At 55.6% G+C, this 13878-nt stretch carries 11 protein-coding genes and 3 pseudogenes; 10 read left to right on the plus strand and 4 right to left on the minus strand.

The features are described from left to right. Window positions 1–3: 3 nt before the first annotated feature. Window positions 4–1227 (minus strand): CaiB/BaiF CoA transferase family protein, encoded by a 1224-nt coding sequence (locus C7H09_RS05260; RefSeq protein ID WP_106761560.1) that lies wholly within the window; start codon window positions 1225–1227, stop codon window positions 4–6. Window positions 1228–1244: 17 nt separating this feature from the next. Continuing rightward, a complete protein-coding gene (locus C7H09_RS05265) occupies window positions 1245–2402 on the minus strand; it encodes an acyl-CoA dehydrogenase family protein (RefSeq protein WP_106761561.1) in 1158 nt (385 codons plus the stop codon). A gap of 328 nt (window positions 2403–2730) precedes the next feature. Between C7H09_RS05265 and C7H09_RS05270 the strand changes: the two genes are divergently transcribed. The 7 genes and pseudogenes from C7H09_RS05270 to C7H09_RS05300 all read left to right on the plus strand — a co-directional run bounded on the left by C7H09_RS05270 (window position 2731) and on the right by C7H09_RS05300 (window position 7316). After that, entirely contained in the window at window positions 2731–3153 is a 423-nt protein-coding gene (locus C7H09_RS05270; protein WP_133166205.1) for a type 2 periplasmic-binding domain-containing protein, read from the plus strand. Between the two features lie 18 nt (window positions 3154–3171). Continuing rightward, window positions 3172–3846, plus strand: a pseudogene (locus C7H09_RS05275) (TRAP transporter substrate-binding protein); the annotation flags it as partial. A 31-nt stretch (window positions 3847–3877) separates the two neighbouring features. After that, complete coding sequence (locus tag C7H09_RS05280; RefSeq protein WP_106761564.1) at window positions 3878–5071, plus strand: lipid-transfer protein; 1194 nt, start codon at window positions 3878–3880, stop codon at window positions 5069–5071. Between the two features lie 10 nt (window positions 5072–5081). Continuing rightward, on the plus strand, window positions 5082–5525 hold the full coding sequence (locus C7H09_RS05285) for a MaoC family dehydratase N-terminal domain-containing protein (protein ID WP_106761565.1): 444 nt from the start codon (window positions 5082–5084) through the stop codon (window positions 5523–5525). Between the two features lie 10 nt (window positions 5526–5535). Further along, entirely contained in the window at window positions 5536–5961 is a 426-nt protein-coding gene (locus tag C7H09_RS05290; RefSeq protein ID WP_106761566.1) for a MaoC family dehydratase, read from the plus strand. 28 nt (window positions 5962–5989) lie between these two features. Continuing rightward, the gene (locus tag C7H09_RS05295; protein WP_106761567.1) at window positions 5990–6817 is read left to right on the plus strand and encodes an SDR family NAD(P)-dependent oxidoreductase; all 828 of its coding nucleotides are present in this window, start codon (window positions 5990–5992) and stop codon (window positions 6815–6817) included. Between the two features lie 166 nt (window positions 6818–6983). After that, on the plus strand, window positions 6984–7316 hold the full coding sequence (locus tag C7H09_RS05300) for a type 2 periplasmic-binding domain-containing protein (protein ID WP_106761568.1): 333 nt from the start codon (window positions 6984–6986) through the stop codon (window positions 7314–7316). 4 nt (window positions 7317–7320) lie between these two features. Here the strand turns inward: C7H09_RS05300 and istB are convergent, their stop codons facing one another. Both istB and istA read right to left on the minus strand, forming a co-directional pair. Continuing rightward, entirely contained in the window at window positions 7321–8076 is a 756-nt protein-coding gene (gene istB / locus C7H09_RS05305) for an IS21-like element helper ATPase IstB (protein WP_106761569.1), read from the minus strand. 14 nt (window positions 8077–8090) lie between these two features. Continuing rightward, the gene (istA, locus tag C7H09_RS05310; RefSeq protein ID WP_165794788.1) at window positions 8091–9635 is read right to left on the minus strand and encodes an IS21 family transposase; all 1545 of its coding nucleotides are present in this window, start codon (window positions 9633–9635) and stop codon (window positions 8091–8093) included. A 101-nt stretch (window positions 9636–9736) separates the two neighbouring features. Between istA and C7H09_RS20150 the strand changes: the two are divergent. From C7H09_RS20150 to C7H09_RS05335, 3 genes and pseudogenes are all read left to right on the plus strand, one after another. Next, window positions 9737–10716: pseudogene (locus C7H09_RS20150) on the plus strand (transposase); the annotation flags it as partial. A 625-nt stretch (window positions 10717–11341) separates the two neighbouring features. Then, entirely contained in the window at window positions 11342–12865 is a 1524-nt protein-coding gene (gene ltrA, locus C7H09_RS05330; RefSeq protein WP_099616115.1) for a group II intron reverse transcriptase/maturase, read from the plus strand. A gap of 91 nt (window positions 12866–12956) precedes the next feature. Beyond that, window positions 12957–13562: pseudogene (locus tag C7H09_RS05335) on the plus strand (transposase); the annotation flags it as partial. Window positions 13563–13878: the final 316 nt, after the last annotated feature.

Raw genomic sequence — 13878 nt, forward strand, 5'->3', positions numbered from 1 at the left:
TGTCTAGATTATGCCTTTATCACGCAGCGCCTTGATATCACCTACAGACTTTCCAAGCACTCGGCTCAAGACAGAATCCGTGTCTTCCCCCAGCAGCGGAGGCGCCTTCTTGTAGCTCTGCTGTGTTTTGGAGAATTTAATTGGATTCGCAATGCCCGGCACCGGGCCAATACCCGGATGCTCGAGCTCCAACTTCATGTTACGCGCCTGGACCTGCGGATCGTCAAAAACCTCCGAGATATTCTGAATCGGGCCACAGGGCACACCCACAGCGACAAGCTTTTCCATCCATTCACGACTGGTGCCAGTCCGGGTCCGTTCACAGATCTTGCCGACTAATTCCTGCCGGTGCGCAACACGCTGCGGATTGTTCTCAAATCGCGGATCTTCAGGGATTTCCGGACACCCAATCACTTCACACAGGCGTCTGAACTGGGCATCGTTACCCACTGCAATTACTACCTGCCCATCACTTGTGGGGAATGGCTGATACGGCGTGAGGTTCGGGTGGTACTCTCCCGTCCGAGTAGGAATCTCACCGCTGCAGAAATAGTTAAGCGCCTGATTTGCCAACCAGCTGACCTGAACGTCCAGCAAAGCCATGTCTATGTACTGCCCCTCCCCGGTCTTCGACCGGTGATGCAAGGCCGACAAAATGGCAATGGTGGCGTTCATGCCGGTGGTCAGGTCAGCTACCGCCATGCCAACTCGCTGAGGGCCGGCACCCGGATCACCATCGGCAACGCCGGTGATACTCATCAGCCCAGCCTGCGCCTGAATCAAATAATCATAGCCCGGGTAACTGGCCATCGGACCGGTCTGACCGAATCCTGTGATCGAGCAATAGATCAAGCCTGGATTCACCTTGGCCAGATCATCATAGCCCAGGCCCTTCTTGGCCAGGCCACCGGTTTTAAAGTTTTCAACCAGGATATCGCAGTCCGCCGCTAGTTCACGGACCAACTGTTGCCCTTCCTCACTACCCAGATCAATTGTTACCGAGTGCTTGCCCCGATTTGCCGACAAATAATAAGCCGACTGGGCTGTTGGCTGACCATCCTTGTCTTTCAGCCAGGGCGGGCCCCACTGGCGGGTGTCGTCACCGAGCCCCGGGCGCTCAACCTTGATAACTTCCGCACCCAGATCCGCCATAATCTGGGTACTCCATGGCCCCGCCATCACACGGGACAAATCCAGTACACGAATGCCTGATAATGGACCTGACATTTTAATCTCTCCGATTATCAAGCGTTCTGAGCATCACGGATCAGGTGCTTGGCAATGACCAGCTGTTGGATCTGCGAGGTCCCCTCGTACAGACGGAACAGACGAACGTCACGATAGAATCGTTCTACACAGTACTCACCGATGTAACCGGCGCCACCATGAACCTGCACAGCGCGATCAGCAACACGGCCGACCATCTCAGTGCAGAACAACTTGCAGCATGAAGCATTCATAGACACTGACTCACCTGCGTCATAGGATCTTGCCGCTTCTTCCACCATGCACTTGCCGGCATAGTATTCCATCTGACTGTCTGCGAGCATGGCCTGAACCAGCTGGAAGTTAGAAATTTCGGTTCCGAACTGCTTGCGCTGGGTTGAATAATTAACGCTTTCCTCGATCAAGCGCTTCGCCGTCCCGACGCTCAACGCACTGATATGCAGTCGGCCCCGGTCTAGAACCTTCATGGCCGTCTTGAACCCCTGCCCTTCTTTTCCGCCAATCAAAGCAGACGCCGGTACACGAACGTTCTCGAAAATTACGTCACAGGTATGGGCACCCTTCTGGCCCATTTTCTTGTCCGGCTTACCCAAAGTAATACCGGGCAGGTCAGCATCTACCAGAAATGCAGACACACCCCGACCACCCTCTTCTTTGGTTCCGGTACGAGCCATCAGCGTAAAAACACCCGCACGCGGCGCGTTGGTGATGTAACGTTTGGTGCCATTGATAACGTATTCGTCACCTTCCCGACGCGCCATCGTAGTAACCGAACCCGCATCAGACCCCGCATCCGGCTCCGTCAACGCAAAAGAACCAATCAATTCACCGCTCGCCATTTTCGGCAGGTAGTGGGCCTTCTGCTCAGGAGTTCCGTCAATAACAATCCCTTGAGACCCGATGCCTACGTTGGTACCAAACATGGAACGGAAAACTGGCGACGTGTACCCCATCTCTTGAATTACGGCTACCTCCTCAGCCATGGTCAAACCAAGACCACCGAACTCTTCAGGAATGGATAAGCCGAACAGGCCCATCTCTTTCATTTCATTGATTACTTCTTCGGGAATCCGGTCTTCCTCGGCCACTTGCATTTCCAGAGGAACAAGGCGTTCACGGACATACCGCCTGACGCTATCCACGAACTGGTTCAAGGTGTCTTTATCTAGTGCCATCGGGGCCTCCAAAAATGTTGTATGGGTAAGTAAACGATAGTTCCGAACCTTAAAAATGTTCGATATTCGGAACCATAGTTCGATATTCGCCTGAATAATGTCAAATGTCACACATTTGTGAGCAGCGATCAAGACCTTCTTAAACGATAAGCCACCCCCCAGAACCCTAGCAACGCATCCCAAATACTAGCCACCAGAGTGCACAGTTTTGTCAATCAGGATAGCCAAATCCGCCATTGGTAGCGGCGCACGAAGGCAATATTCTGGCTCAGTAAGCAGAAAATCAGCGTCGGAACTTCAGACAAAAACAACAATGAGAGAAAGCAACATGACGACAAAAAAGCCACGAAAACTGATCAGATTCGCCACATCCACTGTTTTGATGCTCGCTCTGGCAGCCGGTTTTCAGACAGCGCAGGCCGATGCGCGCACACTTAACTTTGCCACTCCACGCCCGCCAACGGAGCGCCCGACCAACGATGTCCTGAGGTGGTGGGTTGATGAAGTAAACGCCCGGACAGGCGGAACCATCGAGATCAAAGTGCACTGGCTTCAGAGCCTCGTCGCATTCAGGGATGCAGCCCGGGGCATCCAATCGGGTGTCGCCGATATCGGCGATGTAACGCCCGAATATACCGCCGCCAGAAATCCTTTGTGGGCAATCACCCAGACTGAAACCGGATCAGGCGACAACTACATTGCTACCGAAGCCTGGCGCCGCGCTACCAATGGCTTTACCCCTTTGGAATAAGAGAGCGCCCAAAACGGCCTACGGCCTATCGGTTACTACTCCAGCGGCGTGAGAGTGAACATCAGCACCACACGCCCCTACCTGACTCCGGATGACTTCAAAGGCGACAAAGTTCGCATGACACCACGAGCCATCTCTGCCCGAACGAACAGCAAGTGGAATGTCACGCCGGTCAACATCACCTTTACGGACATCTATTCCGCTCTGGAGCGAGGAACTATCGATGGTGCACAAAGCTATCTATATGTCATTGCGCCATACAAACACAACGAAGTGGCCAAGCATGTGGTCAATACCACGATCGGCCAGTCGCTGATTCCGGTCATGATGAATGCACGAGTATGGAAAAGCCTGACAGACAAAGAGCGCGAGGTCTTTCTGGAATTGGAACCACTGTTCAGCGAAAAGATGACAAAAGCCGGGCTGGAAGAAGCCGAACAGAGCATCCAGCTGCTACAGAATCACCCAAGGTATCCGGTTGAATACTACACCCTGAATGAAGCCCAGCGAGCCGCCTGGGAGCAAGACATGGCTCCCGCAATCGAGGAGTACATTAATGACATTGCCAAGCGTAATCCGGCTGCGCACGAATTGCATGAACGCCTGATGACACACATTGCAGAGGTTGAGCGCGAGGTGCAGGAACATGGCTATCCGTGGCAGAGAAAACAGTCACTTGAAGCCAGCGAATAAATACCTGAACAACAAACATCAAGGAGTAATTATGTCTTTTTCTCAAAAACCTGTACACGTAGCAGGCATCGGGATGATCCCTTTTACCAAGCCCGGAGCCAGCGAACCCTACCACGTGATGGGTGCCCGCGCCGCAAAACTCGCACTCGAGGACGCTGGAGTTGATTACAGTTTGGTACAACAAGCGTTTGTTGGTTACGTTTACGGTGACTCGACGTCTGGCCAAGCTGCCGTCTATGGTGTCGGACTGACCGGAATTCCCGTTATTAACGTCAACAATAACTGCTCCACTGGCTCTACTGCACTATTCCTTGCCCGCCAGGCGGTCGCCAGCGGTATGATTGATTGCGCCATTGCACTGGGCTTTGAACAAATGACCCCTGGCGCACTAAAGGGAGCTTACACAGATCGCCCATCCCCAATGGAGCGATTTGCGCATGCGATGGATGCCCATCAGGGCACCGATCCAAATGCACCGAGAGCCGCTCAGTTCTTTGGTGGAGCTGGCGCAGATTACATCAAAAAATACGGCGTCAGCCCTGACACGCTGGGCAGAATTTCTGTCAAGGCCCGCCAGCACGCAGCTCGTAATCCACTGGCGGTATTCCGTCAGGAACTCACCCTCGAAGAAATCATGTCTTCACCAACGGTCTACGGCCCGCTCACCCGATATCAGTGCTGCCCTCCAACCTGCGGTGCTGCCGCCGCAATTGTGTGTTCTCCGGAGTTCGCAAGAAAGCACAATCTGAATACGGATGTCGTCATTGCCGCCCAGGCCATGACGACCGATACCGTCAGCACATTTGACAGCGACGACATGTGCAAAGTCGTGGGTTACGACATGACTGTATCTGCAGCAGAACAGGTATACGAGGCTGCCGGTGTTGGCCCGGAAGACATTAAGGTGGTAGAGCTCCACGACTGTTTCACAGCAAACGAGCTGATCACCTATGAAGGACTGGGGCTAACTCCGGAAGGCACAGCGGAGAAGTTCATTCTTGATGGTGATAACACCTACGGTGGCCGGGTTGTAACCAATCCGTCTGGCGGCCTCCTGTCCAAGGGTCACCCTCTTGGCGCGACAGGCCTTGCCCAGTGCTACGAACTGGTTTCCCAGTTGCGCGGAAATGCTGACAAGCGACAGGTTGAGGGTGCGCGCTTTGGTCTGCAACACAACCTGGGGCTGGGCGGCGCCTGTGTTGTCACGCTCTATCAAAAAGTCTGAGGTCAGCATCATGATTGACCGCAAGTTTATTGGCCACAAAATGCCGCAATTTTCGGTTGCTGTAGAAAAGGGACAGCTGTGCTTTTTTGCGAAAGCTACCGGGCAGACTGACCCGGTTTACATTGACGAATCAGCGGCAAAGACAGCTGGCCACAGGGGTCTTCCGGTACCACCAACCTTCTTTTTCTGTCTGGAATCTGCATCTCCGGACAAGGATGCATTCAGAGACTTGCTCGGCCTTGATTACCGGAAGCTGCTCCATGGAGAGCAGAGTTTCACCTATCACGAGATGGCTTATGCAGGCGATGTACTGACCTTTGAGCAAAGCGTCGAAGACATCTACGACAAAAAGAACGGACTCCTAGAGTTTGTGGTTCGCAAAACCACCGTTACCAACCAGCTGGGTACTCACGTTGCCGATCTGCACAGCGTGACCGTGTCCCGCAATGGTTAAGGAAACAGAGATGACAGAAAAGCTTCAGCGTTTTGATGACATTCAGGTTGGTGATCAGATTGCCAGCCTGAAACTGCCACCGATCTCCAGGCATACCCTCGCGCTTTATTGTGGAGCCTCGGGCGATCACAACCCGATCCACGTGGATTCGGATTTTGCCAAGAGCGCAGGCATGCCAGATGTCTTTGCCCACGGCATGTTGTCGATGGCCTGGCTCGGCCGGCTACTGACCAACTGGGTACCACAGGAGGCCATTCGCAGCTTTGGTGTCCGTTTCGTGTCCATTACCCAGATACACGACCAGATCACCTGCAAGGCGGAAGTCACTGAAAAATTCACAGTCGGGCATGAGAACAGAATCCGCCTGGCCCTGAGCACTTGCGATCAGCAGGGACAAGCCAAACTCTCGGGCGATGCTGTAATTGCGCTGCAGTGATACTTAACTAACTCAGGAGACGATGTACATGACACAGAAACTTGCCGGAAAAGTTGCACTGATCACAGGTTCAGGCCGGGGCATCGGCCGCGAGATTGCATTAAAGCTAGCCAGCGAGGGTGCTCGCGTAGTGGTCAACGATCTTGACCAAGAACCTGCCCAACAGACCGTTGACGAAATTCGATCCTCTGGGGGCGAGGCTGTCGTCTGCACCGGCAGCGTTACTGAGACAGAGTTTGCTGACCGCTTTGTCAAAACCGCTCTCGATAGCTTTGGCGGCATCGACATCATCGTTAACAATGCCGGGTACACTTGGGACAACGTTGTTCAGAAAATGTCAGACGAACAGTGGGAAGCCATTCTCTCCGTTCACCTGACCGCACCCTTTCGAATTCTGCGAGCTGCTTCCGGTTTTATCCGTGAAGCCGCCAAGAAAGAAATTGAAGCCGGCACACCGGTCCACCGAAAGGTAGTGAACATTTCATCCACAGCTGGCGTTTACGGCAATGCAGGTCAGATCAACTACGCCGCGGCGAAAGCCGGTGTAAACGGTATGACAAAGGCCATGGCAAAGGAGTGGGGGCGTTATAACGTCAACGTTAACAGTGTCGCTTTCGGCTTGATCATGACCCGTCTAACCGAATCCCCCGCAGATGCAGATGCCAGCATTGATATTGAAGGTAAGAAAATCAAGGTCGGCGTACGCCCTGAAATTCTGCAAATGGCGGAAAAAACCATTCCTCTTGGCCGCGGTGGCAAACCAGAGGAGGCTGCGGGTGCAGTCTACATGCTTTGTATTCCAGAATCCGATTATGTCAGTGGTCAGGTACTTGTGTGCGCCGGAGGAAAACCCTAAAAAGCCGCTTTAATCAGATCATTATAATTGCACCACCGGGCTCTCCTGGCGGTGCACAGAATTGCCAATCAAGTTCATCGCATCTGTCATTGGTCTCCTCATCCGCTCTACCTAGACTGATGTTCCGGGTGCAAGCCAAAACACAACAATAAACTGAGGTTATAAAATGAAATCCCTAAGCCGTCTGGCACTCCCAAAGGTATTTTCCGTACTCACACTGTCACTGGCTCTAGCCTCTGGCCTGAATGCAGCTGATGTAGATGCCAGAACCTTGAATTTTTCTACACCGGCACCCCCAACCGACCGTCCGACCAATGACGCGCTACTCTGGTGGGCGGATGAAGTGGAAAAGCGCACCGAGGGCTCTGTCAGCATCAAAATCCACTGGCTCCAGAGTCTGGTCAAATATATGCGTATTCCGGCGAACGTGACCGGTCATTCCGGGGATCGTGACCGATTTGCACACGGCCATCACGCTGGAGTCGATTTTGTACTCTGAGCGGTCACGATGGGTCAACCGATTCCGTCTTTTGTGTTTTCGCTTTTCGCAGTGATTCTCCCTTCAGATTGAGCCGGTGAGCGCCGTGCAGGAGCCGGTCCAGGATGGCGTCGGCGAGCGTGGCGGAGCCGATGTAATCGTGCCAATGCTCCGTTGGTAACTGGCTGGCAATGAGCGTTGAGCCCCTGCCGTGGCGGTCCTCAATCACTTCCATCAGATCCTGTCGCTGTTGTGCGGTGACCTTCTGCATGCCCCAGTCGTCCAGGATCAACAAGTCGGTTTTCAGCAGCTGGATCATCAGGCGGGCGTAGCTGCCATCGCCGTGGGCGATGCGCAGTTGTTCGAACAGGCGCGGTACTCGCAGGTAGCGAACCGAGAGCCCCTGCCGGCAGGCCTGGTTGCCCAGGGCGCACGCCAGCCAGGTCTTTCCGCAACCGGTCGGGCCGGTGATGCACAGGTTCAGGGATTGGCGGATCCAGTCACAGCTGGCCAGTCCGGCCATGCGAGAGCGCTCCAGCCCTCTCGGGTGGTGGTAGTCGATGTCTTCAATGCAGGCCGGCACACGCAGACGGGCGGCCTTGAGCAGCCGCTCCAGTCGCCGGTTTTCGCGGTGCATTACTTCGCGATCTACTAGCAGGGCCAGACGCTCCTCGAACGCCAGGTCGTGGGTTTCGGGCTGCGCCCGCTGTTGTTCCAGGGCATCGCACATGCCGGTCAGTTTGAGCTGTCGCAGGGTATCGAGGGTGTTGTGAGTCAACATCAGTGTCTCCGGGATCAGTGGTAGTAATGGGGGCCGCGAACGTTGGTGTGTACTGGCAGATCGGCCAGCTCTGGTTCTTCCTCGGTCAGGGGAAGAGGCAGTTGATCCAGCCCCTGCTTCAGGATTGAGCTGATGCTCTGGTAGCTGGCCGAGTTGATGGCCAGTGCTCGGCTACAAGCCTGCTCCAGGCGGTCACGGCTGTAGCGGCGACTGAGGTTCAGCAGACCCAGGCATGCTCGGTAACCATGCTCCGGATGAGGGCGATCCTTAAGCTGTCGCTGTACCACGTCGAGCGTGGCGGGACCGATGTCCGTGGCCCAGTTCAGGAACCGCCCGGGAGACCAGTTCTGATGGACCTGGTGGGACTTGGGCATGTGCTCGGTCAGGGTGACGAAGCGGCTCTTGCCGTGGCGCGGATGCAACGCTACCCGCTGGCCCTTGTGCATGACTTCCACGGCGGTGTCGGTCACCCGTACATCCAGCTTCACGCCCACGAGAGCGTGAGGCACGCTGTACAGCCGTTTGTCGATCTCGATGTGGTAGTCGATGCCCGGTCGTGCCTTACGCCACTCGGCATAGACGTAGCGCGTTGCCGGCAGTGGCTTCAGCGCGGGTCGGTCCAGCGCTTCGAACAGGCTCTGGCGGCTCTCGGAGCGCCCCTGGAACGGGCGCTGGTTCAGTGCCGGTAGCAGGTCTGCAATCGCCGAGTTCAGTTCGGCCAGTGAGAAGAACGTTCGGTGCCGCAACCGGGCCAGGATCCAGCGTTCAACCAGCAGCACAGCGGCTTCAGCCTTTGCTTTGTCCTTGGGCTTGTAGGGGCGTGCCGGCAACACCGCCGTCTGGTAATGGGCGGCCAGTTCCGCGTAGGTCTCGTTGATCCGGGGAGTGTATCGGTCTGCCTTGGTGACCGCTGCCTTGAGATTGTCCGGAACCAGCAGTTCCGGCACCCCACCGTAGAACGCTAGCATCCGCTGGTGGGAGGCGATCCAGTCCGGCAGGCTCTGGCTCCAGGTGGCCTCGGCGAAGGTATAGCTGGACGCGCCCAGCACGGCCACAAAGACCTGGGCCTTACGCATCTCACCGGTGTTGCGGTCCACCACCAGCACGGTGGGGCCACAGTAGTCGATAAAAATCTTTTCCCCGGCCCGATGAACCTGGCTCATGCTGCGTCTCTGCCGACCTCGCCAGAGCCGGTAGTGATGGCAGAACTGGCTGTATCGTCGGGCTTTGTCGCCGTGGCGTTCCACGTACTCGGCCCATAGCAGTTGCAGGGTCACGCCCTTGGTCTTCAGCTCCTGATGGACCTGGAAGTAGTCGGGCTCGGCAAAGCGAGATGGGGGCGTCTTGGCCGGGAACAGCTGGGTTTCCAGCCGAGCTTCGTCCGTGCCTTCCGGCAACGGCCAGGTGAGGCCCTGCGCGGTGGCCAGGCTGACGTACTTGCCTACCACGCCCTTGGAGAGGCCGCAGGCACGGGCAATGCGCTCATGGCTCAGGCCCGCTTCGTACTTGAGGCGCAAGACCTCGATGATTTGTCGCATGGAAATCCTCGCTGCCGGCATCCGCCTTTCCTCGTGATGAAAAAGAAACGGGTATGCCCCCCTCTGGCAGGATAGTTGGCACTACTTAATTTTTAACCAGTTGGGCGGTTCAGGTGTTGATAGTGCCTCGCTATTCCGAAGAACGTAAAGCCGCCGTGCTGGCGAAGTTATCGCCGCCTCATAGTATGACCGTTGCTGCTTTGGCGCGGCAGGAAGGCATTTCGGATCAAACCCTTTACAATTGGCGGACACAAGCCAGAGATGAAGGACGCCCGGTGCCCGGTTCCAAAGCCAAGTCAGACCAGTGGTCAGCAGAAGCAAAGCTGGCAACCGTGATTGAGACAGCCGCGCTGTCCGAAGAAGAACTCAGCCAGTACTGCCGGGAAAAAGGGCTTTACCCTGAGCAAGTCCGGCGCTGGAAAGAAGAGTCCCTGCAAGGCTTCCAGCGCAGTGCCGAGCGGGAAAAGCAACTTCGCAAAAAGAGTCAGTCAGACCAGAAGCAGATCAAGAAACTTGAGCGTGAATTGCGCCACAAGGAAAAGGCTTTGGCCGAAACCGCTGCACTGCTGGTGCTGCGAAAAAAGCTGGATGCGCTCTGGGAAAACGACAACGAGGACGACTAACCTCGGTCCCTGAGCGCAGGGTAATGATCAACCTGATTCAGGAAGCCATGAGCGCCGGAGCCCGGCTGTTCAAGGCCTGTGGAGAAGCTGGCATTGGCTTGCGTACCTATCGCCGCTGGTTCCGTGAAGGCGAGGTTCAGCCCGATAAGCGCCCGGACGCTGTGCGCCCCAGGCCGGCCAACAAGCTCAGTGAAGCAGAGCGCCAGCAAATCCTGTCGACCTGTAACTCGGCCCGCTATGAGAGCCTGCCGCCGTCTCAAATCGTGCCATCGCTGATAGACGAGGGGCTGTACCTGGCCTCGGAGTCGTCGTTCTACCGGATACTCAAAGCCCACAACCAGTTGAACCATCGGGGACAAAGCCTCGCACCGCAGCGGTCCCGGGAAGCGACCACACATCATGCCTCCGGCCCGTGTGAGGTGTGGTGCTGGGACATTACCTACTGGTGTGCCCGGAGTCCAGGGCGAGCATGGAAGCTCAAATGGACCACGAGTCTATCTGGAATATTGAACCGGTAATTCAGGAGGAAGTAACCAATCAATCCCACCCACTGTGAGGGTGGTGAGCCTGAGCGGCAGTGACCTGCGGTATGCCCGCAGGGTGATGTAACCCGCTGACAACGGGGATTGAGGCGAGGTCACTAAGCCAAGATGATCCTCAAGGCTGAGTGCTGAAAGGCTGAAGAACATGAACCCATTCATCCGCCTCTGTGGGTTGAAATGTCACCACGGCTTACGTGACCTGATAAGCCGTACGGGAAGGTTGGGCAGCATGACGCATAGGCGCTGCCAAACGAAGAAGTCCAAATTGGTAGCTCGGGCTTCGGTTCAGCAGTATCCATCACAGATTGGACTGCTGCTTCCTGTCAACTTGCGGCAAGCAAGGGTAAAGAGTGCGATGGGCAGCCTCCTCAGCATGCTGGAGTCCAGATAGGTAAACCGGGGAAGGTCAATATTGGATGCCAAGGGGGCATGACCCCGATGCCAAGTTGACTGGCGGAGCTCCCGTAGTAGTCCGCGATGGGGAAAGCCCATTACATGGCGAAGGGGAGCAGTTTAAACGTGTTTGCCAAGCAAACTACCTGACCAAACAAGGTGAAGACCTTTGATAATCAGCGAAATGCAACGCAAGCTAGCGACCTGGACAACAACCGACCCCACCCGCCGGGTGGACAGGTTGTTGCGCCTGATAGCACAGCCTGACTGGCTCGCAGAAGCGGCTCGGGTCACTCTGTCTTCCAAAGGGGCAAACACGCCCGGGATAGACGGAGAGATCAAGCTGACTGTGCAGGACAGGCTGCCGGCTATTCTTCAACAGATCAGGAGTGATTTACTCTCCGATGTTTACCAGCCGTTACAGGCCCGAAGGGTGTATATCCCAAAGGCCAACGGCAAGCAACGACCACTGGGTATCCCGACCCTACGCGACCGCATCGTTCAACGGGCCATGTTAATGGCGATGGAGCCCATGTGGGAGAGCGACTTCCATACGCTCTCCTACGGGTTCCGACCGGAGCGGAGCGTTCATCACGCGATCCGTACAGTGAAACTGCAACTGACGGACAATAAGGAAACGCGCGGACGCTGGGTCATTGAAGGGGATCTGTCCAGCTACTTTGATACCGTGCATCACCGGCTTCTGATGAAAGCTGTACGTCGCAGAATCAGGGACCGACGGTTCCTGAACCTTCTCTGGCGATTCATAAAAGCCGGTCATATTGATGCAGGTCTTTTCCGGGCAGCAAGTGAGGGCGTACCTCAGGGCGGTGTTATATCGCCACTGCTATCGAATATCATGTTGCATGAGTTCGATCAGTACCTGAATAGGCGCTACCTCGGCAAAAAGGCCCGAAAGGATCGATGGTACTGGAACCACAGTATCCGAATCGGTCGAAGCTCAGCCATCCGAGAGAACCGACAATGGAAGCCAGCCGTCGCCTACTGCCGCTATGCCGATGACTTTGTGGTTATCGTCAAGGGCACCAAAGCCCAGGCAGAGGCGATTAGAGAAGAATGCCGGGAGATGCTGGAAGGAACTCTCAAGCTGACACTGAACATGGATAAGACCAAGATTACCCATGTGAATGACGGCTTCGTGTTCCTGGGGCATCGCATCATCCGCAAGCGGAGCCGCTATGGCGACATGCGGGTGGTGACGACAATCCCCCGGGATAAGGCACGTAACTTTGCAGCATCTTTAACCGCCAAGCTGTCAGGCAATTATAGTGAAAGCAAAATCGACATGGTCGAATCCATCAACCGAAAGCTGAAAGGCTGGGCGGCGTTCTACCAGTTCGTCGATTACAAAGCGAAAGTCTTCAGCTACATCGATGGTGTCGTGTTCTGGAAACTGGCCCATTGGCTGGGCCGCAAATATCGCTCCCGGCTCAAACCGCTGATGCGTCATTGGTTCAAAGCCCCGGCTTCAGGTCAAAGTAAGACTTGGGTGCTGTATGGCAAAACCAATCAGGGGCTATTTAGTGGCGCCATCCTGTACCGACTCGTCGGTCACGGGAAAAAGCGATTCCGTTGGCGTCTTCCAGAGGGTAATCCCTACCTGAGGACAGAGTCCAGAAACACGTGGACCTCTCGCTTTCCCGAAGTTGCTATGGCCTTCGCCAGCGTTTAAGCGGAGAGCCGGATGCGCTGAAAGGTGCACGTCCGGTTCGGAGAGGAGAGGCAGGGAGATAGTTCGACTACGCCCTGCCTCTTACTCTACCGCTTCAACCGTGCGTGGGCAGTTCTATTACTTGTACATGTTTGAAGACGTATACAGCCGCAAGATCGTGGGTTACGAAGTCTACGAGACTGAGAGCGGCGACTATGCTGCAGGGCTGTTTCAGCGTTGCCTGCTGCGAGAGCAGTGCCTCCACCGGCCTCTGGTGCTGCACTCGGATAACGGAGCCCCGATGAAGGCGCAGACGATGAAAGCAAAGCTGGAAGAGCTGGGTGTCCTGCCGTCTTACAGTCGACCCCGGGTTAGTAATGACAACGCGTTCTCGGAGTCCCTGTTCCGGACTCTGAAATACCGCCCGGGATGGCCTTCATCGGGATTTAACAGCCTGGAGGAAGCCCGGCGCTGGGTCGACCGCTTCGTCAACTGGTACAACCATGAGCACAAGCACAGCAAGCTGCGGTTCGTAACACCGCATGAGCGCCACAGTGGTGAGGACGCCGCTATCCTCGCCCAGCGTCAGCGGGTTCTGGAGCAGGCAAAAAAGAGAACTCCAGGTCGATGGGGCCGTCGCCCCATCAGGAATTGTGAGCCCGTCGGCTCAACCACGTTGAATTCGGAAAAGCGAGTGGTAGAGAAAGGCGTCGCTTAAACGGAGAAATCAGTGCCAACTGTCTTGAAAAACACCGAAGGTGCCATTGGACAATATACAGCTAGGAGTCTGCGCGGCAGAAGTGTTTTGAGCAATTGCCTCCGCCGCGCCGAATCACGGTTGTGCCCGAGAGTATATGCGCAGTATCCAACCGGATAGAGTCACGATTTTCTATTCAGGCAATCAAGACGGTTATAGGCAAGTTCACAACCGTAGCCCGACCACTCAGCACGGCCCGGCACGCCGCCTCAGATTGCCTATGTCAGCCTCATCAGCGAACTCATCCGCCTGAGGTTAAGCGACAGGCAGACCAGAT

It is taken from the genome of Marinobacter fuscus, assembly GCF_003007675.1.
Lineage (GTDB): Bacteria > Pseudomonadota > Gammaproteobacteria > Pseudomonadales > Oleiphilaceae > Marinobacter > Marinobacter fuscus.

Bases quoted from the DNA above. Each gene is read 5' to 3' on its own strand.
- C7H09_RS05260 (WP_106761560.1), bottom strand. From the start codon at position 1,227: ATGTCAGGTCCATTATCAGGCATTCGTGTACTGGATTTGTCCCGTGTG.
- C7H09_RS05265 (WP_106761561.1), bottom strand. From the start codon at position 2,402: ATGGCACTAGATAAAGACACCTTGAACCAGTTCGTGGATAGCGTCAGG.
- C7H09_RS05270 (WP_133166205.1), top strand. From the start codon at position 2,731: ATGACGACAAAAAAGCCACGAAAACTGATCAGATTCGCCACATCCACT.
- C7H09_RS05280 (WP_106761564.1), top strand. From the start codon at position 3,878: ATGTCTTTTTCTCAAAAACCTGTACACGTAGCAGGCATCGGGATGATC.
- C7H09_RS05285 (WP_106761565.1), top strand. From the start codon at position 5,082: ATGATTGACCGCAAGTTTATTGGCCACAAAATGCCGCAATTTTCGGTT.
- C7H09_RS05290 (WP_106761566.1), top strand. From the start codon at position 5,536: ATGACAGAAAAGCTTCAGCGTTTTGATGACATTCAGGTTGGTGATCAG.
- C7H09_RS05295 (WP_106761567.1), top strand. From the start codon at position 5,990: ATGACACAGAAACTTGCCGGAAAAGTTGCACTGATCACAGGTTCAGGC.
- C7H09_RS05300 (WP_106761568.1), top strand. From the start codon at position 6,984: ATGAAATCCCTAAGCCGTCTGGCACTCCCAAAGGTATTTTCCGTACTC.
- istB (WP_106761569.1), bottom strand. From the start codon at position 8,076: ATGTTGACTCACAACACCCTCGATACCCTGCGACAGCTCAAACTGACC.
- istA (WP_165794788.1), bottom strand. From the start codon at position 9,635: ATGCCGGCAGCGAGGATTTCCATGCGACAAATCATCGAGGTCTTGCGC.